The organism is Alishewanella sp. WH16-1 (genome assembly GCF_001441695.1).
Classification (GTDB): domain Bacteria; phylum Pseudomonadota; class Gammaproteobacteria; order Enterobacterales; family Alteromonadaceae; genus Alishewanella; species Alishewanella agri.
In genome coordinates this window covers 26,237-51,575 of sequence record NZ_LCWL01000123.1, presented here as the reverse complement: position 1 = coordinate 51,575, position 25,339 = coordinate 26,237, and the positions used below count along the sequence as shown (strand labels likewise).

The 25,339-nt window shown below is 51.8% G+C and carries 21 protein-coding genes; 11 read left to right on the top strand and 10 right to left on the bottom strand.

The genetic code is table 11. The annotated features are described in order from the left end of the window. The coding region (locus AAY72_RS16865; protein WP_369815366.1) for a hypothetical protein at positions 1 to 725 on the top strand (725 nt) is incomplete at its 5' end. Between the two features lie 70 nt (positions 726 to 795). Here AAY72_RS16865 and AAY72_RS13410 read toward each other — a convergent pair. Further along, positions 796 to 1,863 (bottom strand): methionine synthase, encoded by a 1,068-nt coding sequence (locus AAY72_RS13410; protein ID WP_057788155.1) that lies wholly within the window; start codon positions 1,861 to 1,863, stop codon positions 796 to 798. A 2-nt stretch (positions 1,864 to 1,865) separates the two neighbouring features. Further along, complete coding sequence (locus AAY72_RS13405; protein WP_057788153.1) at positions 1,866 to 2,846, bottom strand: putative oxygenase MesX; 981 nt, start codon at positions 2,844 to 2,846, stop codon at positions 1,866 to 1,868. A gap of 120 nt (positions 2,847 to 2,966) precedes the next feature. On the opposite strand from AAY72_RS13405, the gene AAY72_RS13400 reads away from it, so the two are divergent. Further along, positions 2,967 to 3,857 carry a LysR family transcriptional regulator gene (locus tag AAY72_RS13400; protein WP_057788151.1) on the top strand — a complete coding sequence of 297 codons (891 nt, stop codon included), beginning with the start codon at positions 2,967 to 2,969 and terminating at the stop codon, positions 3,855 to 3,857. A 126-nt stretch (positions 3,858 to 3,983) separates the two neighbouring features. Here the strand turns inward: AAY72_RS13400 and AAY72_RS13395 are convergent, their stop codons facing one another. Next, positions 3,984 to 5,909 carry an amylosucrase gene (locus AAY72_RS13395; RefSeq protein WP_057788149.1) on the bottom strand — a complete coding sequence of 642 codons (1,926 nt, stop codon included), beginning with the start codon at positions 5,907 to 5,909 and terminating at the stop codon, positions 3,984 to 3,986. A gap of 169 nt (positions 5,910 to 6,078) precedes the next feature. On the opposite strand from AAY72_RS13395, the gene AAY72_RS13390 reads away from it, so the two are divergent. Continuing rightward, on the top strand, positions 6,079 to 7,026 hold the full coding sequence (locus AAY72_RS13390) for a carbohydrate kinase (protein ID WP_057788147.1): 948 nt from the start codon (positions 6,079 to 6,081) through the stop codon (positions 7,024 to 7,026). Positions 7,027 to 7,107: 81 nt separating this feature from the next. On the opposite strand, the gene AAY72_RS13385 is transcribed toward AAY72_RS13390, so the two are convergent. Beyond that, positions 7,108 to 9,234, bottom strand: a complete 2,127-nt coding sequence (locus AAY72_RS13385) for a hypothetical protein (protein WP_057788145.1) — start codon at positions 9,232 to 9,234, stop codon at positions 7,108 to 7,110. Between the two features lie 161 nt (positions 9,235 to 9,395). Between AAY72_RS13385 and nagB the strand changes: the two genes are divergently transcribed. Continuing rightward, positions 9,396 to 10,190: a glucosamine-6-phosphate deaminase gene (gene nagB / locus AAY72_RS13380; RefSeq protein WP_057788143.1), complete on the top strand. Its 795-nt coding sequence runs from the start codon at positions 9,396 to 9,398 to the stop codon at positions 10,188 to 10,190. Between the two features lie 9 nt (positions 10,191 to 10,199). Here nagB and AAY72_RS13375 read toward each other — a convergent pair whose 3' ends face one another. The 4 genes from AAY72_RS13375 to AAY72_RS13360 form a co-directional block, all read right to left on the bottom strand. Further along, on the bottom strand, positions 10,200 to 11,519 hold the full coding sequence (locus AAY72_RS13375; RefSeq protein WP_057788141.1) for a sugar MFS transporter: 1,320 nt from the start codon (positions 11,517 to 11,519) through the stop codon (positions 10,200 to 10,202). 52 nt (positions 11,520 to 11,571) lie between these two features. Next, positions 11,572 to 12,687, bottom strand: coding sequence for an N-acetylglucosamine-6-phosphate deacetylase (gene nagA, locus AAY72_RS13370; protein ID WP_057788139.1), 1,116 nt, complete (start codon positions 12,685 to 12,687; stop codon positions 11,572 to 11,574). Positions 12,688 to 12,745: 58 nt separating this feature from the next. Then, complete coding sequence (locus tag AAY72_RS13365; protein WP_057788137.1) at positions 12,746 to 14,128, bottom strand: ribonuclease J; 1,383 nt, start codon at positions 14,126 to 14,128, stop codon at positions 12,746 to 12,748. 87 nt (positions 14,129 to 14,215) lie between these two features. Further along, a complete protein-coding gene (locus AAY72_RS13360; RefSeq protein ID WP_057788135.1) occupies positions 14,216 to 14,800 on the bottom strand; it encodes a cytochrome b in 585 nt (194 codons plus the stop codon). Between the two features lie 194 nt (positions 14,801 to 14,994). On the opposite strand from AAY72_RS13360, the gene AAY72_RS13355 reads away from it, so the two are divergent. Genes AAY72_RS13355 through AAY72_RS13335 form a run of 5 tightly spaced genes read left to right on the top strand, consistent with a single transcriptional unit; the run spans position 14,995 to position 19,425 of the window. Then, positions 14,995 to 15,708 (top strand): thermostable hemolysin, encoded by a 714-nt coding sequence (locus AAY72_RS13355; RefSeq protein ID WP_057788133.1) that lies wholly within the window; start codon positions 14,995 to 14,997, stop codon positions 15,706 to 15,708. Beyond that, complete coding sequence (locus AAY72_RS13350; protein WP_057788131.1) at positions 15,701 to 17,254, top strand: AMP-binding protein; 1,554 nt, start codon at positions 15,701 to 15,703, stop codon at positions 17,252 to 17,254. The genes AAY72_RS13355 and AAY72_RS13350 overlap by 8 nt, the downstream gene beginning before the upstream one ends. Then, a complete protein-coding gene (locus tag AAY72_RS13345) occupies positions 17,229 to 17,903 on the top strand; it encodes a TenA family transcriptional regulator (RefSeq protein WP_057788129.1) in 675 nt (224 codons plus the stop codon). The genes AAY72_RS13350 and AAY72_RS13345 overlap by 26 nt, the downstream gene beginning before the upstream one ends. Next, the gene (locus AAY72_RS13340; RefSeq protein WP_057788127.1) at positions 17,900 to 18,760 is read left to right on the top strand and encodes an SDR family oxidoreductase; all 861 of its coding nucleotides are present in this window, start codon (positions 17,900 to 17,902) and stop codon (positions 18,758 to 18,760) included. Before AAY72_RS13345 ends, AAY72_RS13340 begins: the two co-directional genes overlap by 4 nt. After that, the gene (locus tag AAY72_RS13335; protein WP_057788125.1) at positions 18,757 to 19,425 is read left to right on the top strand and encodes a tetratricopeptide repeat protein; all 669 of its coding nucleotides are present in this window, start codon (positions 18,757 to 18,759) and stop codon (positions 19,423 to 19,425) included. The genes AAY72_RS13340 and AAY72_RS13335 overlap by 4 nt, the downstream gene beginning before the upstream one ends. 95 nt (positions 19,426 to 19,520) lie before the next feature. Here AAY72_RS13335 and AAY72_RS13330 read toward each other — a convergent pair whose 3' ends face one another. Further along, entirely contained in the window at positions 19,521 to 21,497 is a 1,977-nt protein-coding gene (locus AAY72_RS13330; RefSeq protein ID WP_057788123.1) for an LTA synthase family protein, read from the bottom strand. A gap of 117 nt (positions 21,498 to 21,614) precedes the next feature. On the opposite strand from AAY72_RS13330, the gene AAY72_RS13325 reads away from it, so the two are divergent. After that, the gene (locus tag AAY72_RS13325) at positions 21,615 to 22,277 is read left to right on the top strand and encodes a response regulator transcription factor (protein WP_008983998.1); all 663 of its coding nucleotides are present in this window, start codon (positions 21,615 to 21,617) and stop codon (positions 22,275 to 22,277) included. Continuing rightward, on the top strand, positions 22,274 to 23,677 hold the full coding sequence (locus AAY72_RS13320) for a HAMP domain-containing sensor histidine kinase (protein WP_057788121.1): 1,404 nt from the start codon (positions 22,274 to 22,276) through the stop codon (positions 23,675 to 23,677). Before AAY72_RS13325 ends, AAY72_RS13320 begins: the two co-directional genes overlap by 4 nt. A gap of 67 nt (positions 23,678 to 23,744) precedes the next feature. On the opposite strand, the gene AAY72_RS13315 is transcribed toward AAY72_RS13320, so the two are convergent. Continuing rightward, complete coding sequence (locus AAY72_RS13315) at positions 23,745 to 25,235, bottom strand: NADP-dependent isocitrate dehydrogenase (protein WP_057788119.1); 1,491 nt, start codon at positions 25,233 to 25,235, stop codon at positions 23,745 to 23,747. Positions 25,236 to 25,339: the final 104 nt, after the last annotated feature.

The window sequence follows — 25,339 nt, the reverse complement described above, 5'->3', positions numbered from 1 at the left end:
CTTGTGATCAAGAGACAGGCTTTACCGGGGCTTTTTTATTGCTAAAGTCAGCACCAAAGTTGCAAGGCTCCCGGCCTTGCAGTAAGGTAGCGCCGCGCTATGACTCTGATCAGGTAGATATGATGTCCAGACCCTTTGCTACTGTTCTGTTACTTGCCAGCCTGTTTGTTGCGGGTTGCGATCAATTGAAAACCCTGACCGAAGCCGAGCAGATCGCGCGCAGCATTCAACAGGAAGTTAAACGTAACGAACAGGGTCTGGATGCATTGATCGCAGCCGCAGATAACACCACCTATGATGGTTTCGCCTGGCGGCGCGGCGAACGCATTCAGATCCGCCAGCGCCTGACTGAGGGGGAACAACAGGGCGAGCTGCAGTTACTGGCCGAGGCAGAAGCGCCTGAAATCATTGCCACCGCGGTGGCGAATAACCTGCCCAGCTTTAGTATAGTGCGCTATCAGCAAGGCTGGCTGGTGGTGTTTAATACCTATCTGACCGAACATTGTCAGGCGGTTTATGCCTATGCCTACCGCGGCCAGTTACCTGAGGTGCCGTCTTGCAGCGAAGAGCGCTTTGCCGAAACGGCCAATGGCCAGTGCCAAAGTCCGATCACGGCCAATTGGCAGCTATTTAAAGAATGGTTTTTTGCCGAGTCGCTGGTAGCAGAAGGTAACCCCAAATGCATCAGCAAAGCCGAACAAGGCTGGCGGGTTAGCGGCAATTAATTTTGCAACCCGAACCGACGCCGCAAAAACGCCCCCCAGCTGTGCTTGAACCGCTATCAAAAGCAAGACATTAGCGACGCTGTAACTCCTGGCGCAATAACGCCGCTCCGGCGCTAAGCGCAGCCAGCTTTTGCCGGGCAATATGACGCGGCAAAGGTGCCATACCGCAATTGGTGCATGGATACAGCTTATCAGCATCAACATACTGCAAGGCACTGCGTAAAGTCGCTGCGACCTCGGCAGGCGTTTCAATCTGATGGTTAGCAACATCAATGGCACCTACCATGACTTTTTTACCTCTTACCAATTCGAGTAACTCCAATGGGACGCGAGAGTTGTGACATTCCAGAGAAACGATATCAATATTTGATTCTTTTAACTTGGGTAAGATTTTTTCGTACTGGCGCCATTGCTCACCTAAGGTATTTTTCCATGCGGTGTTGGCCTGAATTCCATAACCATAACAAATATGCACCGCGGTTTCACAGCTTAGCCCCTCGATAGCCAGCTCAAGTGCCTCAATGCCCCAATCATTGACGTCGTCAAAAAATACATTAAAAGCCGGTTCATCAAACTGGATGATATCCACTCCAGCCTCAACTAAATCTCTCGCCTCTTGATTTAAGATGCGGGCAAACTCGAAGGCTAACTGTTTCCGGCTGTGATAATGCGCATCATACAGCGTATCAATCATCGTCATCGGGCCGGGTAGTGCCCATTTAATTGGCTGGCGGGTTTGCTGACGCAAAAAGCGGGCATCTTCAACAAAAACAGGAGCTAAGCGTGCTACTGGCCCCACGACTGTCGGGACACTGGCATCATAACGATTACGGATCCGTACTGTCTGACGCTGCTGAAAATCAACACCCGCCAGATGCTCGATAAAGGTGGTGACAAAATGTTGTCTGGTTTGTTCACCGTCACTAACGATATCAATACCCGCTTGCTGCTGCTCCTGTAACGTAATTCTGAGCGCATCTTGCTGTGCAGTCAGTAAATCATCACCCGTCAATTTCCAGGGCGACCACAAAGTTTCGGGCTCTGCCAGCCAGCCAGGCTTAGGTAAACTGCCTGCAGTCGAAGTAGGAAACAGAGGTGTTGCTGCAAAATCAGGATTCGTCGCATAGTTTTGGTTCATAATTAACACTCCACCTGCGTCACCCACTGCGCCAAAGTCTGCTGATAGGGTTTCAGCAGATGCTGTTCGACATAATGCCCCTGACTTAATGCCAACGCGCGCCGTTCATCGCGGTCATACTCGACTGAAGTCGGCACATACGCGTTAGATGCTAATCGTGGGCAGTAGCGGACATCGGCTCTGCGAAGCGCATTATAAATTTCCGGCCGGTAAATTTTTTGGAAGGTTTCCATAGTACTGATGGTGCTGGCTAACTCTAAGTTGGTGTAATCATTAAGTAAGTCACCAAAGAAATAAAACGCCAGTGGTGCCACACTTTGCTCGGGCATAAAATAGCGTACCTGCAGCCCCATTTTTTGGAAATACTGCTCGGTTAACGATGGTTCTGTTGGCACATACTCTAGTCCCAGGATGGGGTGTTGATTACCATTTCGCTGATATACTTTGTTTTCAGATACGCTGATGCAAATCACCGGTAACTTAGAAAAATGCTGCTGGTAAGCCTCAGAACGTACAAAGTGTTGAAACAGCTGGCCGTGTAACTCACCAAAATGTTCAGGCACCTGAAACCTTGGCCGATCTTTGTTGTGCCGCGCCAGCAAAACGCTAAAGTCATAGTCTCGAATATAGGACGAAAAATTATTCCCCACTACGCCGTCAAATCGTTGCTGTCGCAGGTTGTCGACGATCTGTGTTTTCAGCACTTCGATGGCAGGAAACGCCGGACTAATGCCTGCGATATGCAAATCAACTGAAACGATTTCAAGCTCAACGCGGTAACGATCGGCGTGTGGATTGTCCCAGTTCACCAACGAGTTAAAGCGCTGATTAATCATATCTAAAGCGGTGCGCAGATTCTGCTTACGTCCCGGGCCTCTGGCTAAATTGGCAAAGTTCGTTGTTAAGCGCGTATTGGCTGCTGGCTGATAATCGTCATCAAATGTAATAGTTCGGATACTGTAGCTTAGTGCGGGGTTACGCATGATGTTCACCTTAGCTTTGCTGTAAAACAAAATAGATGTTTAGATGTCTACAATGCTAAGCGTGGTCATTGATGAAGAAAAATGGTATTTTCTCATTAAACCATGAAAGGAAATCATCATATGCTAGAACGTCATCACCTTGCTATCGTCAGAGCCGTTGAGCAACAAGGCTCATTAACCGCAGCCGCCAGCAAGCTTTGCCTTACGCAATCGGCGCTGAGTCACACAATGCGAAAACTGGAACAACAACTCGGTACCTCCATTTGGTTACGTGAAGGCCGCCGCCTTAAGCTCACGCAAGCCGGACAATATCTCTTAGCCGTAGCCAATCGTGTGTTACCACAGCTGGAACACGCACAGCAACGACTGGCCCAATTTGCCAGTGGCGAACGAGGTACATTACGCATCGGTATGGAGTGCCACCCTTGTTATCAATGGCTTCTGAAATTAGTGAAACCCTTTTTAGCAGCTTGGCCGGCAGTGGATGTCGACGTGAAGCAAAAATTTCAGTTTGGTGGTATTGGGGCTTTATTTGGATTTGAAATTGACCTGCTGGTAACGCCAGATCCTCTCTTTAAACCAGGACTCTATTACCAACCGGTGTTTGCCTATGAGCAAGTACTGGTGCTATCAACGCAGCATCGCTTGGCCAATGCCACCCAGGTCATGCCTTCAGATCTCAGTCAGGAGATATTGATAACCTATCCGGTCAGCACAGACCGCCTGGACATTTTCAGCCAATTCCTGACGCCCGCCGGTATTGCGCCGAAGCAACATAAAACCATTGAAGACACCGATATCCTGCTACAAATGGTGGCAAGTAATCGCGGTGTTGCCGCACTTCCTCGTTGGTTAGCGGAGGAGTCCGCAACACAATACACCATCCGCAGTGTGCGACTTGGCGAGGTCGGCATTCACAAACACATATATCTGGGTGTACGGGAAACCGATCTTGATGTGGATTACCTGAAAAGTTTTATTGCTATGGCTAAAGCATACAGCAACCTTTAACCAGAGCTGCCGAGGTCAGATAAAGCCTTTCAAACCTTAACCCGCTCAGACGAACGAAAGTAGTCATATTGTTTTTTAAACACCATGGGGCAGCGCAATTTATGCGGAAGCCCCCTAAAACACAGTTTACAACGCCGTTAACCACAGTACCTGATAAGGCTGCAGCTCAAGCCGGGTGCCTTGATATAGGTTACCACTTAACTCATCCCGCCACTGGCTGCTGGCCGGCATCGCCAGTGTTTGGCTGTGTTCGCTAAAATTGACCACACACAGCAAACTTTGCTGATCCTGATAACGACGATAGCTAAACAGATGTGGATTGGCGCTGGCCAGAATTTCGGTTTTGCCCTGCCCCAGTAGCGGCAAGTGCCGCCTTACGCCCAGCAGCTGCTGCAGTTGCTGATAAATTTTACCGGACAGCTTAGTACTGTCGGTGGCGCTTTCAAGCTGCTGCTCGTTAACCGCCACCCGGTTCACCCAGCGGCTGTCATCTTTTTTCGCTGCATCCTGCTGATAGCTGTAATCATTTAACAGGCCCAGCTCATCGCCCATATACAGCAGCGGCAAACCGCCGATACTCAGGATCACGCTATTAAGCAGGTAAATACGGGCCAACGCATGCTGTAAATGCACCGTATTACCGGTTTTCAGAGCCTGCTCAACGCCGGTCAATGACGCCAGCATGCCGGCAACGCGGCAATCGCCGGTTTGCGGATTTTGCTGAAACGGCACCCCGCTGGCAAAGCTACCGGCAAATTGCCCGGTATAGAACTGATTTAAAAACTGCCGGTGATGCTCCGGGTTAATCCCCAGCTGCCAGGCGACATTATCGTCAAAGGTCCAGCCGATATCATCATGACAACGGATATAGTTAACCCAGCTACAATGCGGGTCAATCGCAAAGCGCCGCTGTAACGACTCGGTCAGCAGGCGGGTTTTACGGGTCGCCAGACTATTCCACAATAAAGCCATTAACAGCGGGTTGTATGACAGCTGACATTCCTCCGGAGCGATATATTTTACCACCTCATCCGGATGCACTATGGCTTCTGATTTAAACTGTAGCGCCGGTGCCGCGATCCGTGCCACCTGATTAAAGGCACGGATCAAGGTGTGTGCCAACGGCAGATTTTCGCAGTTAGTACCTGCCTCTTTCCAGACAAAGGCTAACGCATCCAGGCGCAGTACGGCAGCACCCTGATTGGCCAAAAATAGCATTTCTTCCGCCATCGCATTAAATACCGCCGGGTTAGCGTAGTTCAGATCCCACTGGAAACTGTTAAAGGTTGTCCAGACCCAGCGCCCGGAATTGGCCTCCCGCGTAAAACAACCGCGGCGGACTTCCGGAAAAATTTCCCGTAAATAAGGCGCGTAGCGATCGCGTTCCGCTTCATCAAAAAAGAAGTAATAATCCTGATATTCAGTTTCGCCCGCTTTGGCTTTTTGCGCCCAGCGGTGCTCATCTGAGGTATGGTTAAACACAAAATCCAGCACCGGTCTGATGCCATGCTGATGCAGCGACTGCATCAGATCCGCCAGCTCAGTCATAGTGCCAAGCTTAGGCATGGTAGCGCGGTAATCTGATACCGCATAGCCGCCATCGCTATTTGGCTCGGGCGCTTTAAACAGCGGCATCAGATGCAGATAATTAATCCCAGTTTGCTGTAAATACGGAATACGCTGCTTTAACCCCTGAAAATCGCCGGCAAACAGATCGACATAACAGGCCGAGCCAAGCGTCTGCTCCGATTGATGCCAATCCTGCGGCGCAGCATCTTCGGCCAGCAAATAATCCGGCCGCTGCGCTATGGCTTTGGCCAGAATTTTTAGCAGCTGCTCCAAATGATAATAGGCATCAAAGCGTGCGCCATAAAGCGGCAGATACAATGCCAGCAAAGCCGGTAATTGCTGCCGTAAGCGCTCTGCCAGCAGCGGCCAGCGGCCCTTCGCCAGCGTTTTTAGCGACGAACTATAACGTTTAAGTAAAATATCAGAAAAATGCGCTAATTGTGCAGGATCAGCTGTCGTGGAGCGGGTCAGATACTGTGGCATAAGCAAGGGTCCAAACCAAAGTTTTATTCGCTATATTTGCCTTATTTTTGCTGCATTGCAAGCCTTTGCTAAAAATTTAAGCAATTTTAGCAAGCGTCCAATTTACAACAGCTGGCGAATAGGCTAGCTTAAGCTTAAACATTTAAGTTAAATCTTTGCAGGTACCCTAATGTCGCTACCAGTCTATTGTTTTGGCGAAGTCTTAATTGACTTCTTACAGGATCCACAACAAGCCGGTGTCTTTCGCCGCTTCGCCGGCGGCGCACCGGCAAATGTTGCCGTAGCCGTAGCGAAACTGGGTGGCGATGGCCGCTTTGTCGGCATGCTGGGAGCCGATATGTTCGGGGATTTTCTGCAAGCCGAGCTGGAGCATTATGGCGTGAATGTCAGCGCCTGCGCCCGCACGGCAGAGGCAAAAACCGCGCTGGCCTTTGTCGCGCTCAATGCCGACGGCGATCGCAGCTTTTCATTTTACCGGCCACCGGCAGCAGATTTGTTGTATCGGCTCAGCCATTTGCCGGTGGATTTCTGGCAGCAGCGATCTATTTTGCACTTATGCTCGAATAGCCTGACCGATAGCGCCATTGCCGATACCAGTTTTGCACTGATAGCCGAGGCCAAACGCCACGGGTGGTTAATTTCTATCGATGCCAATTTGCGGCATAACCTCTGGCCAACCGGGCAAGCCAACCGCGAGCTGGTGCGACAACTGCTACAACAGGCTGACATCATTAAACTCAGTGACGATGAACTGCGTTATCTGGCCGCGGATGGCGATGAGCAAAGCTGGTTAAGCGCGTTAAATGCGCACAAGCAGCGCTGGATAGTGGTTACCGCCGGTAGCGCAGCAGTGCAGAGTTATAGCAAGCTTAACCTGAGCATCCCGGTGCCGCCGGTAAAAGTGGTCGACACCACTGCCGCCGGCGACGCCTTTGTCGGTGCCTGGTTATATCAGCTTAGCCAAACTCTTATCTATCAAGACTGGCAAAGTCTATTGGCCGATCAGGTGTTACAGCAGCTGATATTACAAAAAGCCATTAAAGCCGGCTCCCTTACCTGTCAGCATTTTGGGGCCTTTACTGCCCTGCCCACCCGCTTTGAATGGGATGCTGGTTAGTCGTAGCAAATCGGCCGTGCTGGTCAGAGCGCAGGCATAAAAAAGGGCTGTCATTAACAGCCCTTTCGATTCTAATGCAGGTTAGCCTACAAAGCGCTGATAACCATACCAGGCGGCTACAGCAACGATGATCAGCAACAGCAGATACAACGTCCAGGGCCGTTTTTTCTCAGCAAAAGGATCATGCAAGGAGCGTTTGGCACCTTTCGGCAGATGCGCCAGTCCGGTCAGCGAGGCACCAAAAGGCACATTAATTTTCGCCCGGGCATTCACTGCCCAGCCATTAGCATCCAATAAGGGGCCAATATTGCGCCGGCGTAGTGTCAGATACGCCAGTAACATCGATGGTGCCGAAATCAGCAGCATTACCCCGAGTAATACCAGCGGAATTTGCCACCAGCTCAGCGAAAACAAGCCCGCCACTATCGCCGCCAGTGCCGTGCCTAAAGCGCCTAACGCCAGGCCAAAGGCCGCAAAAATACCGGCGAATTTGGCAATATCAAAGTTGCTGGGGGCCGCGGCAGGTGCAGCGGCAGCATCTGCTACGCCGCTGGTGGTTTTCGCTTCAATATCTTTATCGCGGGAGGCGGCAAATTTCTGGATCTGACCTTCAATAAAAGCAGCAACCCGCTTATAGGGTGACCAGAACGCCTGACGGATACTGACTGGCTGAGCTACAACTTTAGTCACTGTTGCTCGCCAGTCACGGCCCTTGCGGTCATAAAAGATACCGTTACGACCAGCCACCATCAGCTCATCGACATCACCACCGGTTAGTGCCGCAACAATATTAATCGGCGCTTCACCCTGACGCATACAGCTGCAATATACCAGGTAACAACCGCTAAAGGGTGCCATAGTGGCATGCCGGCCCTGATCGGCAACCTGCATCACCAACTCACAGCTGCGCTGATCCAGATACAGGGTACCCGCTTGGAAAATCGCTTTATGTTCGCCCTGATAGAAATCGCTGAGACTGACAAAGTTACGCAGCAAGGTCACCAGATCCCGCTGATAACGCAGCAATTTTTCCAGTGCTAACAGATTATCGGCAAAGGTACTAGCCGCCAGATCGTCCTGAATTAAGGCTTCCAGTCGGGTTTTAGTATCACTGGCAAGAAGCTGCTGCAGATACGCCAGCTCTAACGCATGCAATGCAGTAGCCGGCTTAGCGGCCTGCCAGCTGCGCCAGGCAGCAAGTTTAGCTGAAACCTGCTGCCAGTCGGCGGCGGTTAATACCTCATAGTCTGCCCCCAATAACGGCGCCAGTACTTTCTCTTTTAAACTGGCGATAGCGCCAGCCCAGGCCGGGTTAATACCCAGCGTCAGATCCAGTGGCCGCTCAGCAGCAATCACGGATAGAGGCAGAGCGGCAATATCCTGATCCGCACCGGCCACGACCCGGTTCGCCAGTACTTCATAGACTGCCGGGGCAGGATTAAGGCTATCAGTCGCCCTGTTATCAAAGGCGGCCAGCTGACAGCGAACAAAATAATCGTCGACTTTGGCTTGTACGGCTTCAAAGGCAGCAACGGCATCGGCAGTAGAGTCGGCCAGCGGGCAAAGCTGACTTTGCTCTGCGGCAAAAGCCGCATGCCAGCTGATTACCGCTTCGGCCTGACTAAAAAATGCGGTCAGGGTATCCTGCGTTACACCCAGACCACCGCTGCGATCTGCCACACCCCCCTGGGTTTCCACGATCTGCAGCAGTACCGATTTTAAACTTTCATCGGCGGTCAGTTCCGGCATAACCACGCCATCGCCATTAAAGTGATCAGCCGAGAATAACCGTGTTGTATCCAGCACATCCGCCACTTGCAGGCTCTGCTCCGCTGTTTTATCGCTATAGCGCAGTACCAGTTCGGCGGCATGTTTAATGCCGGCACCTTCGGCGTCCTGATCAGCAATCGCAGCAAGCGGCAAGCCAGGTGATGCAAACATAATGCTGGCATCCGTCAGGCGCTGGCAACTCCAACGCACTGCCGACAGGATCTCCGGTACCCGGATTTGGCCGTCGCCGTCACCATCCATTAGCGCCAAGGTGCGGTTGTCAAATTCCAGGCCCGTAGTTGGGCAATTTAAGACTGTCCAGAGTTTCGGATCAAGTTCGGCCAGATGGTGTAAATCACCTGCAGTTTCAATCGCGACCTGGTCAAAACCGCCAGAGCGGAAGAAACGCCATTGATGGGGTTTGGTTGCAGCAGTCAAGGTTTCTCTCCGTGAAGTGTTATTTTCGCTCTCAGCATATGCCAGCTGAGGCAAAGTTGCCAATAACTAACGCAAAAACAGCCAAAGCATTAGAGCCTGTTGACGTTTTTCACAACGGTTTTATGCTAGGCTAAGTCAAATTTGTTGACAGGAGTATCAGGGTGCAGATCGTTATTCAACCAGATGCACAAGCCGTGGCCCGTTATGGTGCCGCTGCAATTATCCGGCAAATCAGGCAACACCCTGCATCTGTGCTGGGGCTGGCGACAGGTGCGACACCCATTCTGCTGTATCAACAATTAATTACTGCCTATCAGCATGGCGAGGTGTCATTTCAGGCCGTTAAAACCTTTAATCTGGATGAATATATTGGTTTAGCGGCAACGCATCCACAAAGCTACCGCTATTTTATGCAACACCACTTGTTTAATCACATTGATATTCAGCCAGAAAATACCGCAGTGCCAGAGGGTGACGCCGCAGATCCGTTACTTGCCTGCGAGCAGTATGAGCAAAAAATCATGGCTGCAGGTGGTATCGATATACAGCTGCTGGGCATTGGTCGTAATGGCCATATTGGCTTTAACGAACCCTCGTCCGGATTGCGTTCACGCACCAGGATTAAAACCCTAACACAGCAAACCATCGCCGATAATGCCCGTTTCTTTGCGCCCGGTGAATATCAACCACATCTATCAATCACTATGGGCATCGGCACCATTCTGGATGCTCGCAAAGTGCTGTTACTGGCAACGGGTAAAGCTAAATCTAAGGCAGTAAAAGCGATGGTAGAGGGGCCACTGAGTGCCAGCTGTCCGGCATCAGCTTTACAGCTGCACCAGCAGGCTACAGTAGTACTGGATGAGGAAGCCGCCAGTGACTTAGAGCAACTGGCATTTTACCGCCATATTGAACAGGAAAACGCGGCACTGTTGCGCCGCCTGAATCGTGATTAGCCGCCGTTGTTATGACCAGCGTCGTAGCTTATGGCCTTTCATCGCATAAAATAAGATATAAAGATAGGCCGGAATGAGAATCCAGTACGCACCCTGGCTATTGCCGGACTGTTCGGCCAGATAACCATAACTTAGTGGTAAAACCGCGCCACCGGCAATACCCATTATCAGCAAGGCTGAGCCGGTAGCGGTTAACTTCCCGAGGCCTTCCAGCGCCAAGGGCCAAACCGCCGGCCATACCAACGCATTGGCCAACCCCAGTAAGGCAACGAACACCACGGTATCCGGCACCAGCGGAATACCCAACCAACCAAATAACCAGGCTGATAATTGCTGACTCTCGGTTGCGCCAAACAGGACACCTAAACTTAGCAAGACGCCCGCGACCGTCGACAACTGCAGCGCCCGGCCTTGTGACAAGTAGCGCGGGATTAGTAATACGCCAAGGAGGTAACCCAACACCATAAAACCCATGGTATAAGAGGTCAGCACACCAAAATGTGCTACGCCCAGTTGCTTACCATAGAGCCCGATCGTATCGCCAGCAATCACTTCGACGCCGACGTAACAAAACAGCGCTAATACACCCAGCACCAACTGCGGATAGGCCAATACTGCTTTTACGGCCCGCAACTCAATACCACGATCATTTTGCTGATCGGGCAACTCGGGTAAGGGCGCAAACCAGATGAATACCGATAACAGCAACAGCATCAACGTCATATAGATGTACGGCAGCACTAACCGATTCGATAACTCCGCCAGCAGCACCTGCTGCTCTGCCGCAGGCAATAGGGCCAGCGCGTCAGCACTATATTGTTCAATATTGGTCAGCACCAGGGTGGCAAATACCATCGGCACTACTATACCGGCAGCTTTGTTAACCAAACCCATAACACTGATCCGCATCGCAGCACTGTCGCGCGGACCTATACAAACCAGATAGGGGTTAGTTGCGGTTTGCAAAATCGTCAGGCCAGTACCCAGCATAAATAACGCCAACAAAAACAGTTGGTAAGCCGCTATTTTCGCTGCCGGAATAAACAGCAAAGCGCCAAAGGCCATAATCAGTAAGCCAGCCAGCATGCCCTTTTTGTACCCCAGATAGTTCAGTAAAAACGACATCGGGATCGCCATGACGGTGTAAGCGATATAAAATACAAAGGTCACCAACAGTGCCTGAAATTCGTTTAACTGACAGACAATCTGCAAAAATGGAATAAGTGCACCATTAAGCCAGGTCACAAAACCGAACAGAAAAAACAGCACCGCCAGAATCAGCATTGGTACCAACACCTTGGGTGCTGGCGTGGTTGGAGTGTTGGGCATCTTCGGATCCTTATTGTTATTTTTATTGCCGTTACCAGCTTAGATTACCGGCTTAACCCAGTTGCGCTTCGCCGTTAATCCAGCATTGTTGTACCTGTAGTTGCGCGTTCAATTGCACCAGATCAGCCCTATGGCCGGGTTGTGCTTGGCCGCGGTCAGCCAGCCCCAGCGCCTGCGCCGGATATAAGGCTGCCATGCGCAAGCTCTCTGCAAGGTCAAGTTCTAAGGTATTTACCGCATAACGTACCGCCGCTGCCATATCCAGCACTGAGCCGGCCAGTGCGCCGCTACTGTCAGTCAGCTTATTACCCTGGCGGATCACTTTACCAGCGAAGAAATCAAATTCGGTCTCGTCGGTACCAACCGGCGACATCGCATCTGTGACTAACAGCACCTTGCCGCGGGGTTTGGCTAAGACTGCCAGCTTTGCCGCTAACGGATGCAAATGTAAACCATCCAGAATCAAGCCACACCAGCTTTGGCTATCGGTAAGAGCAACACCCACCATTCCAGGCTCTCGCGAAGTCAGTGGTGACATTGCATTATATAAATGGGTAAAGCCCTGCGCGCCGGCAGCGAGGGCCTGCAGAACCAGCTCCGCGCTGGCATTGGAATGACCAAGCCAAACTTTAACGCCAGCTTCTGTGAGACGTTGAATTTGCTCTGGTGCGACATTTTCCGGCGCCAACGTAAGCAAAACCTGACCGAGATCCTTACGCAGATAAAGCTGCATCTCTGCCTCTGTCAGCGGCCGGATATGCTGTAGCGGATGCACCCCTTTTTTCGGTGCCGATAAATGCGGTCCTTCGAAATGAATTCCCAAAATACCCGGCTCGCCAGCAGCAACTGCTGCGGCAATCACATCGGCACTTTGCTGCATCACCGCCAGTTGGTCGGTGATCAGGGTTGGCAGCAGTGCCGTGGTACCAAAACGGCTATGGGCTTGTCGCATCCGGCGAAGCGTGTCAATCGTCGGTGCGTTATTAAACAGCACGCCGCCACCGCCATTCACCTGTAAATCAATAAACCCCGGCACCAAATAGGTTGCCTGTGGCGTATCACGACAGGGTCGGATGTCTGCAATACGACCGTTTTCAATCAACAACTCGACATTTGACTGCCAGACAAAACCATCAAAAAATTGGGCAGCGCTTAATACTTGCTGCATAAGGAACCTGTAAGGAAAGACGTTATGCCATCTAAACTAACGCCTATGCGCGAAAAGCTCAAGTATTCGCGATGGGGACCCGTCCCGCTTTCACAAACCCAGACCACAGGCGCGGTTGTGGTGCCAACACAAAAAGATCGCCGTTTTGCCCCAGCAGTTGTTGCGGTACCCCAACCTCGCGGGCAATGGCAGCATTGGCTTGCATATGCGCAGCTTCGCCATGCACCGGTATCGCCAAGGCCGGTTTTACCGCCTGATACATTTCAGCCAATTCGCCCTGATTCGGATGACCGGAAACGTGGATTGGCAATAAGGTATCCGCCGCTTGCAGCACCTGCAGCTGTTTGGCTTTCAGTTTATCCACCAGCCGGCTGACTAGCATCTCATTGCCCGGAATGAGGTTAGCACTAAAAATCACCAAATCGTCTTTTGCCAGCAGTAGCTGCGGATGGCGATCTTCAGCCAGTTTAGTCAGGGCGGCTCTGGGTTCGCCCTGACTACCGGTTGCCGCCACCAGCACTTCTTCCGCTGGCAAAAAACCGATATGGGCGTTATCAATCAGCGGCAGATCCTCCGGCCAATAGCCGCAGGCCCGCGCCGCGCCGACCATATTCTCCATCGCCCGACCAAACAGTGCCAGGTACCGGCCGGTGTGCTGGGCAATGCGCCCCAGGCTAATTAAGCGGCCAATATTACTGCTAAAACCGGTGACCAGCACCCGCTTTGGAGCCTGACTGACCACCTCACGCAGTGCATGAAAGCAAGCCGTTTCCGACAGCGAAAAGCCACTTTTCAGCGCATTGGTTGAATCACAAACCATGGCAGTAACACCTTGCGCTGCCAGCCGTTTAAATACCTGCGGTTTAAATGGCCGGCCCAGCATAGGTGCCGGGTCCATTTTCCAGTCGGCAGTATGAAACACCTTACCGGCTGGGGTGCTGATTAACAGCGCCTGACATTCCGGGATCGAGTGAGTGATATTCAGCCAATTGACCAAAAAAGGCCCGATCTGACAGGTGCCGCCGGGCGGGATTTCGATAATGGGCATCTGCTCGATAAGGTCGGTACGCGCCAGTTTGCGGCGCAGCACCTCAGCGGCAAAAGGCGTGCAATACACCGGCGCCTGTAAGCGTGGCCATAAATAGGGCAAGGCACCTATATGATCTTCGTGGGCATGGGTAATAACAATACCGCACAGGTTTTCGCGTTGTGCGGCAATAAAGCTGGGATCGGCCGCCTGCACTTCGGCCGTAAGCTGAGCTGGCTGTGTCTGCGGCTGTAGCGGATTATAAAAGGTGACGCCGCAATCCACCATTAACCAGCGCCCGGCATGACCGTATAAATTAAGGTTCATCCCAATTTCGCCGCAACCGCCAAGCGGCAAAAACCAGAGATCCTGCTCGCCGGCTAAGGTCATTTCAGCGCTCGAACGGCTGGCCATGTCACCTCGTATTACGCTACTATCAACTGCTAGGTGCTACGTATGATACGCCATTCACGTTCACAGACCCAGCAGACATTTCCGCTATCAGCGACGGGGTGGCAACATTTTTAGCAGAGTGCGATCTTTTAAATGATAGTGATGGTAAAGCGCGGCCGCGGCATGCCCCAAAATCAATAGCCACACCAGATAAGCTCCGCCCTGCTTATGAATAAAATCTATCGGCGCTTCAAATTGCTCAAAGGTTAGTCCCATACCATCCGCAACCAGCGCCTGAAACAACCAGGTATCGGCAAATTTCGGGATCTCAAATAAAAAGAAAAACTCGGTCGCCACACCGGTACCTAAATAGCCGGTCAATGGCATTACAATCAGCACGCCATACAATACCAGATGCCCCAGATGCGCAGCCTTTTGCATCAACGCCGAACCCGGCTCAGCCGCAGGCTGAACATTAGTCAGCCGCCAATAAAGCCGCAGCACTACCAGTACCGCGATAGTCACGCCAAAGGATAAATGCAGTTGCAGTGCGGTCCAGTTTTCAGGTGTTTGCGCTTCAGTAAACCATTGCCGGTAGTACACCGAACAATAAGCGAGTAAAAACAACAGTGCGGTGAGCCAATGTAAGGTGCGGGCCACCTGGCCATAATGTGTTGTCGAGTTTTTAAGCATGTGTAAGCCCCCAAAATTGCCACATCCAAATCTGCGGCTAGTTTGCCTGCGAATGACCGGCAGCAACAACCCAAGATATCGGCTGCAATGATGCAGAAATTCGAACACAGTTTTTGCAACAAAAAAATCAGCTTAATGTTTTCTTAAGCTTCGCCACCTAACCTGCCAGCATCGAGGTTAAACCGGAGCGTCTTATGTCTGAACCCTTATTACTGGCACCACCCGCTACCGCTATGCCGCTGCTGTGTAGCCTGGGAAATATGACCAGTAAACTGACTTTGCTGGCAAGACAGGAGGCTGGCCGCGCTGAAGTAGAAACCCTTATCGCACGCGAGTTTCAGCGCAAGCATCGGGCCGAAATCCGCTACTTTCTGCCACAATTGCTAAGTTTACGCTGCGCCGGAACCCTGACCGCAGCGGTCGGGTTACAGGCCGCAGCGCAAGGCCCGCTGTTTCTGGAGCAATATCTGCCACAGCCAATTGAACAGCTGCTGTCAGAACAATCCGGGCAAGAGGTAAAACGCGGGCAGATTCTGGAAATCGGTAATCTGGTATCGGCACGCGCCGGCAGCAGCTTGCTGCTCATGGTTGCCTTGAGTGAACTGATTGCCGCTAGCCGCTTTCGCTGGGTGACCTTTACCGCAACCGATGAAGTGCAATCCTTGCTAAGCAAGCTGCATTATCAACCCATGCTTTTAGCCGCAGCCAATGCCGATAAGCTGCAGCACCCCCAAGTCTGGGGCGCGTACTACCAAAAACACCCGCAAGTGATGGCAGGTATGGCCTTACCGGCCATTACCAGCGCCCGGCGTTTGCCGCGCTATCAGTTGTTACAGCAGTTATTGGCTCCACAGCTGACTGAGCTGCAACCGCAATTGGCGCGGCTAACGGAGGCTGGTCATGGCTAAGTTGGTACCTTTGGATTTTCCTAGCCTGCGCCAGTTTGCCGACCGCCCGGCGTTAACTGACGGTCAACACAGCCTGAGTTATCAGCAACTCGCTGCACAGGTATCTCAACTGGCCAACTGGCTACAACAACTGCCGGCACAGCGCTTTGCCATTAGCGGCCCGAACAGCATCAGCTGGATTATTGCTGATTTGGCACTGGCCGTGAGCGACAAAATTTGTGTTCCACTACCACGTTTTTTCTCAGCCGCGCAGCAAGCCTATATGCTTGATACCGCCGCGATCGAGATCGTACTGGAGACCGAGCCACTTGCCGGCAGCATAGCCAGCACAGTGCCTGGTTTATGGTATCGGCAGGTGCCGCAATCAGGTACTCACGACGTGCCAACCTTTCCAATATCCAGCGGTAAAGTCACCTTTACCTCTGGCACTACCGGCAGCCCGAAAGGCGTATGTTTAAGCTGGGCACAGCAAGCGGCGACCTTAGCCGGCTTAGTTAAAGCACTAGGCGCAGAATTTAGTGCAGAGGCACAACAGCAACAACTGCGACATTACTCTCTGCTGCCCTTATCTACCCTGTTGGAAAATCAGGCCGGTGTATATTTACCACTGGCTCTGGGGCAGCAAATTATTGTGCTGAACGAATCGCAAAGCGGTTTGAGCGGAAGTTCAAAGCTCGATTTAGCGCAATTGGCACACAGCCTGGCACAGTACCAGCCGCATAGCCTGATCCTAACGCCACAGTTGCTGCAGGCGCTGCTGTTGATTTGCCAGCAGCAACCGGCACTGGCAGCAAGTTTTCGTTTTATTGCCGTTGGTGGTGCGCACTGTGCACCGGCATTACTGGCACAGGCCGCACAGCTGGGGCTACCTGTCTATCAGGGCTACGGTTTATCCGAAGCTGGCTCAGTGGTGGCTTTAAACTTACCTGCGGCGAATCGGCCCGGTAGCGTCGGCAAAGCGCTACCTCATATACAACTGCGGATTAACGCGGGCCAGATTGAAGTAAAAGGTCAGCTTTATGCTGGCTATTTAGGTGAAGCACCGCGCGACGCCGACTCTTGGTTAGCGACCGGCGATTTGGGGCAACTGGACAGCGAAGGTTATCTGAAAATTGAAGGGCGCAGCAAACAACTGTTGATCAGCAGCTTTGGCCGTAATATCTCGCCGGAATGGCTGGAAGCTGAGCTACAGCTTTGCCCGGCGATCGCTCAGGCCATGGTATGCGGTGATGCCAAGCCCTGGCTAAGTGCACTGATAGTGCCGAGGTCGGCCAGGCAGTTGACCGAGCTTAGCGCCCAGCTACAGGCACTTAACGCCAGACTACCGGATTATGCACAAATTCGTAGCGCCTTGCTGCTAAATGAACCCTTTAGCAGCCAAAACCAGCAACTTACCGACAACGGCCGGCTGCGCCGGCAACATATTCTGGCGCGGTACCAACAACCTATTGAGCAACTTTACCACCTTACCCCAACAACGGCAGAGCCAGTGCTTGTGCCGCTAAACCAGGAGCATCGCGATGAGCTTTTATCAGCAATTAATTGAGCAAACCCAGGCCGAACGCGAGTATTTGTTAAGTGCACCGCTGATCCAGCGCTGCCTTAAGCAACAAAGCTTTACGCTCGCCGAGTATCAGGCGTTTCTAACGGAAGCTTACCATCATGTTAAGCACACAGTGCCATTGCTGATGGCTGTTGGCAGCAGGCTAAGCAGTGCCCAGGAATATTACCGCGTAGCCATTGCTGAATATATCGAAGAAGAGCTGGGTCATCAGGAATGGGTGCTGAATGATATTGCAGCGACCGGCGCCGACAAAGAGCAAGTGCGCCACGGCACACCGCGCCTTGCTACCGAACTGATGGTTGCCTACGCCTATGACACTGTGCTGCGAGGCAACCCGCTGGCGTTTTTTGGTATGGTGTTGGTACTGGAAGGCACCAGCGTTAACCTCGCCACCGGTGCCGCTGAGATTATTCAGCAGCAGCTACAGTTACCCAACAAAGCCTTTAGTTATTTACGCTCGCACGGCAGTTTGGATATTGAACATCTGAGCTTTTTCGAAAAACTGATGGACACCATTAGCGATGCAGCCGATCAGCAAGCGATTGTGCATGCTGCTAAAGTGTTCTATCAGCTGTATGGCAATATTTTCCGCAGTATTGAAGCGGCGCCTGCGGCTAAGGTGGCGGCATGAGCGCCGCTACCCTGCGGGGCCAAACACTGCTGCTACTCGGTGCCAGTGGCGGTATTGGTGCCGCACTGGCGAAACAACTCGCAGCACAGGGCGCGAACCTGATTATTACCGGGCGCAATCTCGTCCCCCTGCAGCGGTTAGCAACGCAACTGGCCACTAAAACCCAGTGTGTGGCCGCCGATCTCAGCAATTTGGCTGGCCGCGAGCAACTTTTGCTGGCGCTACCGGATAAGCTGGATGGCGTGGTCTTCGCTGCCGGCAGTAACGATTTTGCCCTGTTCGAACAGCAGGACCCCTGCAAAATTCGCCAGTTGTTCGAACTTAACGCCTTGCTCCCTATCCTGCTCACCCGCGCCCTGCTACCCCGGCTGACACCACAGGCGCGCTTAGTTTATGTCGGCTCGACACTGGGTGCTATCGGCTATCCGGGCTATGCCGCCTATGGCGCCAGCAAAGCCGCGCTAAAGCATTTTGTGCAGGCGCTGCGCCGGGAAATGGCCGATACCGCCCTGCAATTTTGCTATATCGCACCCCGGGCTACTCAAACCAGTATGAACACCCTGGCAGCACAGCAGTTGAATCAGGCGTTGGGTAGCAAAACCGATCAACCAGATTGGGTAGCCGAACAGATCCTAACCCAGTTAACAGCAACACGAATGCAGGATAAAAACCTTGGCCTGCCGGAGCGACTGTTTATCCGGCTCAATGCGCTGCTGCCATCTTTACTGGATAAAGCACTACGCAAACAACTGACGACCATCAAACAATTCGCCCGACGGCAAGCCCCAGGGTTAACCCACAATGCGCTGGCCGAAGTGAAAAACGTCCCTGCCAGCGATAAAGGAGCATACAAATGAAAAAAACCTCTTCACTTATTGCCCTAAGTTTACTGAGCGCCAGCTTACTGCTGGGGTCAGTACAGGCCGAGAGCTCGCTCTCCGCAGTACCAAGCGAACTAAGTCAGATTCAACAGCAATGGGCCAGCGTTAAGTATCAGCAAAGTGGTAAACCCCAGCAGCAAGCCTTTGCCGAACTGGTTAGCGCCGCCCAGGCCGCAGTAAAGGCCCACCCAGATGATGCCCGCTACCTGATTTGGGAAGGCATTATCCGCGCCACCTATGCCGGCAGTGTCGGCGGTTTGGATGCGCTTAGCGAAGTTAAAACCGCGAAAAAGCTATTTGAACAGGCGCTAAAGCAAGATGAGAAAGCGCTGGATGGCTCGGCCTATACCAGCCTGGGCTCACTGTATTATCAGGTTCCAGGTTGGCCTGTCGGCTTTGGTAGCGATAAAAAAGCCCGCGAATATTTACTAAAAGGCCTGGAGGTTAACCCTGACGGTATCGACAGTAATTATTTTTACGGTGATTTCTTACTGCAACAAAAAGAATATAAAGCCGCCGTAGCGGTACTGGAAAAAGCCTTACTGGCGCCGCCGCGCCCCGGCCGTGAAGACGCCGATGCCGGACGCCGGCAAGAGATTGAACTGGCGCTGAGTAAAGCGCGTAGCAAAATTAAAAGCTAAACCCGGTGCGGGCAAAATCTTAGAAGCAAAGGTTAGCTGTAGCTTAAAACGTAAAATGCCGGTTTAGCCGGCATTTTTATTTGGGCCCACCGCCATCACTCTGTTACTAAGCGATAGCGCTGCTCCCGATATAACCAGGACGGCAGTAACACCTGCGCCAGTGCCCGGCGCTGTGCTGCCGGCTCGGCAGCAGCATCTGTTAGCACCAGTTGTTTATCATTCAGAAAATAGCGCGCGGCAACACTGCTACCATCCGGTTTTAATATCGTCACTGCCGCTTCGTTGGCACTTTGCTGCTCTAACAGTGCAAAGTACTGATCAAACTGCAGCAGCGCCCGGCCCGGCGACTCAGCATCCAGGCTAAAATCCCGGCCAAGCAGCGGCGTTCGTGCACTGATGCCCATTAAAGATAAGATCGTAGGTGCTAAATCAATCTGGCTGGCCAGGCTGCTAATAGTTTTTGGCTTCAGATCCGCACCTAACATCAGCGCCGGGATCTGAAATTTATGTACCGGTACCAAACTATTACCATACACCCGGTTATCGTGGTCGGCGACGATAACAAACAGCGTATTGTGCCAATACGCTTGCTGTTTTGCCTGTGCAATAAATTGGCCCAGCGCATAGTCGGCATATTTTACTGCATTATTGACGGTCGCTTTCTCGCTATCATACAAAGCAATTTTGTCATCTGGAAATTCAAAGGGTTCGTGATTGGACGAGGTAAAAATCAAACTGAAGAATGGCTTTTGCTGAGCGGACATGTCCGCTAAATGTTTAGCCGCCGCGTTAAATAAATCTTCATCACTGGCGCCCCAGCTGCCAACAAACTCCGGCTTCGTCATTTTCGGTAAATCGATCACTTCGCTAAAGCCATTACCGGTAAAAAAGCCGCGCATATTGTCAAAATGCGCCTCGCCACCATAGACAAAGCTGGTATGAAAACCTTGCTGCTGCAAGGTGCTGGCCAGAGTATAGAAGCCTTGCTGCGCGCCGGAGAGTTTTACCACGCTTTGCGCCGGCGTCGGCGGAAAACCAGACACCACAGCTTCAATACCACGCACCGAGCGGGTGCCGGTGGCATACATATTGTCAAACCACCAGCCTTCGTCTTTAAGCTGTTCCAGCTCCGGCGTCACCGGCAAGCCGCCCAGACTTTTCACAAAGGTAGCGCCCAGGCTTTCTTCCAGAATAATTACCAGATTAAGCGGCTGCGCACGTTCCATTGCCGGCTGGCGCAGTGCCAGAGTAGGCAATTGTGGATCCTTAAATTCCAGCTGTTTTAACCACGGCCAATCCAGCGCCAACTCAAGCATGTCCTGCTGCGGCAACTTGCCATAGATCTCACTGGAGCGGGCTTCATGTTTCAGGCTATAGATAGCATACAGCACCGAGTACGGCGAATTGATAATTAGCGAGTTCACCATCGCATCGCCGGTAATGGCAAACAGCGCCGGATTAGCTGGGCGGTGCTCTGTGGTAGAGCGGATAGCTGCAAAGGCGACAAACACCAGCAGCGGCCAGCTAATAAGCAAAGTGCGGTAGCGGGCAAAAGGTCGGGTTTGCACCAGTACCTGCCGCAGCGCCAGATTGCCCAGCCATAATAGAACTAATAAGGCCAGCACACCGCCAAGCAGCATGCCACGATAGCCTTGCCAGAGCGTACTAAACACCTCTTTCGGATATTTTAAATATTCGATATACAGCCGGTTAGGTCTGACATCGTATTGCAGAATAAACTGCGGCGTAGAGACTTCAAGCAACAGCACCAGTGCCAGCCCCAGCAACAACCAGAGATGATTTAGCTTTAGCCAGACCTTAAAACTGCCCGCTCGCGCCAGCAAGGGGGCAAGTAATAACGGTATTGCCAGCCACAGGCCAATAAAAATCAGATCGGCTCTGACTCCCTGCAGTAATATGATGCCAATATCAGCTGCAGCCGTTACCCGGTCGAATTGCCAAAGCACTAAGCCAAGCCGGCTAGCGCTTAACAGCAGTAGCGTCACCACCATAAAAACCAGTAACGGCAAATAAGGGCCGGCGCGTTTTATCGGCGGCAGTACGCGAGTCATAATCTAAGCTCCAACAAGAAGTTGGCGCCAGCTTAGGATGAAAAACTTAAGAATTTCTTAAGTAAGTGAGGTTAATCTGGTTATAGTTAACAGACTGACCGTAAACGGATAAATGGCATGCGGATCTTACTGGTAGAAGACGACAACTTGCTGGCACAGGGCATAGTTACAGCCTTGGCGCGGGCCAGTTATCAAACCGAACATTGCCGCACCGGTAAGCAAGCGCTACAAGCGCTGGATAATGCGGAGTTTGATTTAATGATCCTGGATTTAGGCCTACCCGATGGCTTTGCCGGTAAAATCTTACAACAGCTACGCGCACAACAGCATCAACTGCCGGTGCTGGTACTGACGGCGCTGGATCAAATTGACACCAAGCTGCAACTGTTAAACGACGGTGCTGATGACTATATGGTAAAACCCTTTGATGTGCGGGAGTTGGAAGCGCGGATCCGGGTACTGTTACGCCGCAAAGCCGAGCGGCGGCATGATGTGCTGCAGCATGGCGAACTGCTACTCGATTTAGTGAAACATAGCTGCGAATATGCCGGGAAAACCGTGAATTTAACCCGGCGCGAATTTTTACTGTTAAAAGACTTTCTGCAGCATAAAGATAAAATTTTAAGCCGCCAGCATCTGGAAGAGCTGAGTGTGGGCTGGGATGGCGATACCGAAAGTAATGCCATTGAAGTGCATATTCATAACCTGCGCAAAAAGCTGCACCCGGAGCTGATTAAAACCGTGCGCGGTATCGGCTATCTGCTGCCGGGGCAAGTATGAAGCCACTGAGTATTCAAACCCGGTTAGTTTTACTGCTAAATTTGTTGGTGATCGCGGTATTAAGCCTGACCGGCTATATCAGTTATCAGCAAAGCCTGCATGAAATCGATGAAGTTTTTGATGCCCAGTTGGCGCAAAGCGCCCGCTTAACTGCGGGTGTATTACAAGCCAATCCCACTTTATTACAGCAAGATACACCGGTACTGATCCCGGTAGCGCATTTGGATGAACTGGTCAAAGGCCAGGCAGAACTGAGTGAGCGCTTTCTTACCGGCTACAAATATGAGAGTAATATCGCCATTCAAATTTGGCGCAATGATCAGCAGCTGATTTTACATACCGCCAACCTGCAACAGCCGATGCGGCCGGTGCGTAAAACCGGTTTTAGCGAATATCACACTGAAAATGGTGATCTGTGGATCAACTTTACCCTACGTCTGGATGAGCTGGGGGTGCAAATCGTTAGCAGCCAACGCGAAGCGGTACGCGAGGAACTGAGCTATAGCATCGCCCTAACCCAGATCCGCCCTGTTCTGTTTTTGATCTTACCACTGAGTCTGCTAACCCTTTATCTGGTGCGGCGCGGCTTAAAGCCGTTAAAACAACTGCAACAGCAGCTCAGCCATACCAAACCGGAGCAGCTGCAACCGATCAATAGCCCGATGCCGGCTGAACTGACTCAGGTTGTCACCGCGATTAACCAGTTGTTAGAGGCGATTGAGCAACATATGCAGCGCGAGAAACGTTTTATTGCTGATGCCTCGCATGAACTGCGCACGCCACTGAGTATTATCAGTTTGCATGCCCAAAATCTGGCACAAACACCACTTACTGCGGAACAGGATGCCGCGGTGACTGCCATTAAACAAGGCAGTGAACGGATGAGCCATCTGACCAATCAACTGCTGGCGCTGGCGCGATTAGAACACCCGAAACTGGCGTTACGTTCACAACCGCTGGCGGACTTACTGGAAGCCAGCCTACACCAGGTTGCACCTGCCCTGCTGCAAAAAGTGATCTGGCAATTAGACGACCTTGATGCTTGCCGGGCTGCGGGTTATCAGGTGCAGGCTGACACGACACTGTTACAGGTAGCGCTGCGTAACCTGTTTGAAAATGCGGCCAAGTATGCGCCTGCTGATACTGAAGTGGTGCTAAAGATAACCTCATTGACCCAGCAGAAACTGGAACTGGCTTTAAGCAACAACTGCTCGGTAATACTTGATACTCCCCGGCTTGGCGAGCGCTTTTACCGAGCTCCGGAACACCAGCAACTGACAGGTTCAGGGTTAGGCTTGTCGATTGTGCAGCGGATCCTGGAGCTACATCAGTGGTCATATCAAACCCGGCAAGTCGGCCAAACATTCAGCATCATGCTGCAGCTCCCATTACAGCAATAAATTGCGACGCCAGCATCTGCTCTGCATGGCGCCGCTTTTATAACGTTAAGTAGGCAACAAGGCGCGACTACTGCCCCTGCCCCAGTGCGAAGCCGCGCTCACCGTTAAAGCTAAACAGATTTTCAATTTTTATCACATCTAACCCCAGCTCAGTCAACACCGAGAGCAGCTTAATCAGATCGCGCTGACTCACCGGCTGCTCTGGCGTCTGAGCCATAAATCTGCAGCGCCAGTGGTCAGTGCAAAAGGTTTCCGGATAACCTTGTGGCCAAACTTTGACACCACGATTGGTAATCATCTGCAGATGTAACACACCATCGGTTAAGTTGAGTAGCCGACTTGCCAGCTGCTCTGGTGAAAACTGACTTTCATGTAAAAACACATCCACCCCCAATAACACTTTTTGCGCCGGCTGTGCGCGCTGATATCGGAAAGTCGGTTGAATTGGCTCAGCAGCATTTTGATAACTCACGGCCTTAAAGCTCTCTGGTAGTTGACCCAAGCGCTGAATCACCGCCTCAGCAAACTCGTTAGTACTGACCAGGCGCTGACTATTCTTGCTGTGCAAATCAGCGGTATGGATCCCCTCTTCCAGGGTGGCTAACCAGGCATTATGAATGCGCGCTGCCACTTCGGCTTGTTTGATATGCACCAGCATCATCACCGCTGCCAGTAATAAACCGCTGGGATTGGCGATGCCTTGGCCGGCAATATCGGGTGCGCTGCCATGTATTGCCTCAAACATCGCGATACTATCACCAATATTGGCACTGGGTGCCAGCCCAACGCTACCCGTCATTTCGGCAGCGATATCACTGAGAATATCGCCATACAAATTGGGCGTCACAACGACATCAAAACGCCCGGGCTGGGTAGCTAAACGTGCAGCACCAATATCAATAATATAGCGTTCTGCCACGATCTCCGGGTATTCGACGGATATCTCCTGAAACACTTTATAGAACAGGCCATCTGTCATCTTCATAATATTATCTTTGACCATGCAGGTAACTTTTTTCCGGCCGTGGCTGCGGGCATAGTCAAAGGCGTAGCGCACAATCTTTTCGCAGCCCGGGCGGCTAATCAGCTTTAAACACTGAAACACCTCGTCAGTCTGCCGATGCTCAATACCAGCGTAAAGATCCTCCTCATTCTCCCGCACTATGACGATGTCTAACTGCGGATGCAGAGTCGCCACAAAGGGCGCATAACTGACGCAGGGCCGCACATTAGCATACAAGCCCAGGGTTTTACGGATGGTCACATTCAGACTTTTATAGCCGTCGCCACTTGGTGTTGTCACTGGACCTTTCAGAAATACCCGGTTACGGCGTAAGGAAGTCCAAGCCTGTGGCGCTATGCCAGAGCTATGGCCGGCGAGATAAAGCTGCTCACCAATATCGATATATTCCGGCGCGATCCGCGCCCCAGCTGCCGTTAGAATTTTCAGCGTCGCCTGGACAATTTCCGGCCCTATGCCATCGCCCAACGCTACGGTTACCGGTACCTTTTCGCTCTGCTCTATTGCCTCTAAGTGCATGTGTTGCTTAGCTTGCATCTCAACTTCTCCGACTGTGGTTGCTATGCCGGCACTGTAGAGCAGTTAAATCATTAAGAAAAATATTTAGTTTTAATCTTATCCATAGCTTAAAATCTATAGGT

Bases quoted from the DNA above. Each gene is read 5' to 3' on its own strand.
- AAY72_RS13405 (WP_057788153.1), bottom strand. From the start codon at position 2,846: ATGCGTAACCCCGCACTAAGCTACAGTATCCGAACTATTACATTTGAT.
- AAY72_RS13410 (WP_057788155.1), bottom strand. From the start codon at position 1,863: ATGAACCAAAACTATGCGACGAATCCTGATTTTGCAGCAACACCTCTG.
- AAY72_RS13345 (WP_057788129.1), top strand. From the start codon at position 17,229: ATGAGCTTTTATCAGCAATTAATTGAGCAAACCCAGGCCGAACGCGAG.
- AAY72_RS13375 (WP_057788141.1), bottom strand. From the start codon at position 11,519: ATGCCCAACACTCCAACCACGCCAGCACCCAAGGTGTTGGTACCAATG.
- nagA (WP_057788139.1), bottom strand. From the start codon at position 12,687: ATGCAGCAAGTATTAAGCGCTGCCCAATTTTTTGATGGTTTTGTCTGG.
- AAY72_RS13360 (WP_057788135.1), bottom strand. From the start codon at position 14,800: ATGCTTAAAAACTCGACAACACATTATGGCCAGGTGGCCCGCACCTTA.
- AAY72_RS13355 (WP_057788133.1), top strand. From the start codon at position 14,995: ATGTCTGAACCCTTATTACTGGCACCACCCGCTACCGCTATGCCGCTG.
- AAY72_RS13315 (WP_057788119.1), bottom strand. From the start codon at position 25,235: ATGCAAGCTAAGCAACACATGCACTTAGAGGCAATAGAGCAGAGCGAA.
- AAY72_RS13395 (WP_057788149.1), bottom strand. From the start codon at position 5,909: ATGCCACAGTATCTGACCCGCTCCACGACAGCTGATCCTGCACAATTA.
- AAY72_RS13325 (WP_008983998.1), top strand. From the start codon at position 21,615: ATGCGGATCTTACTGGTAGAAGACGACAACTTGCTGGCACAGGGCATA.
- AAY72_RS13335 (WP_057788125.1), top strand. From the start codon at position 18,757: ATGAAAAAAACCTCTTCACTTATTGCCCTAAGTTTACTGAGCGCCAGC.
- AAY72_RS13365 (WP_057788137.1), bottom strand. From the start codon at position 14,128: ATGGCCAGCCGTTCGAGCGCTGAAATGACCTTAGCCGGCGAGCAGGAT.
- AAY72_RS13350 (WP_057788131.1), top strand. From the start codon at position 15,701: ATGGCTAAGTTGGTACCTTTGGATTTTCCTAGCCTGCGCCAGTTTGCC.
- AAY72_RS13320 (WP_057788121.1), top strand. From the start codon at position 22,274: ATGAAGCCACTGAGTATTCAAACCCGGTTAGTTTTACTGCTAAATTTG.
- AAY72_RS13340 (WP_057788127.1), top strand. From the start codon at position 17,900: ATGAGCGCCGCTACCCTGCGGGGCCAAACACTGCTGCTACTCGGTGCC.
- AAY72_RS13330 (WP_057788123.1), bottom strand. From the start codon at position 21,497: ATGACTCGCGTACTGCCGCCGATAAAACGCGCCGGCCCTTATTTGCCG.
- AAY72_RS13390 (WP_057788147.1), top strand. From the start codon at position 6,079: ATGTCGCTACCAGTCTATTGTTTTGGCGAAGTCTTAATTGACTTCTTA.
- AAY72_RS13400 (WP_057788151.1), top strand. From the start codon at position 2,967: ATGCTAGAACGTCATCACCTTGCTATCGTCAGAGCCGTTGAGCAACAA.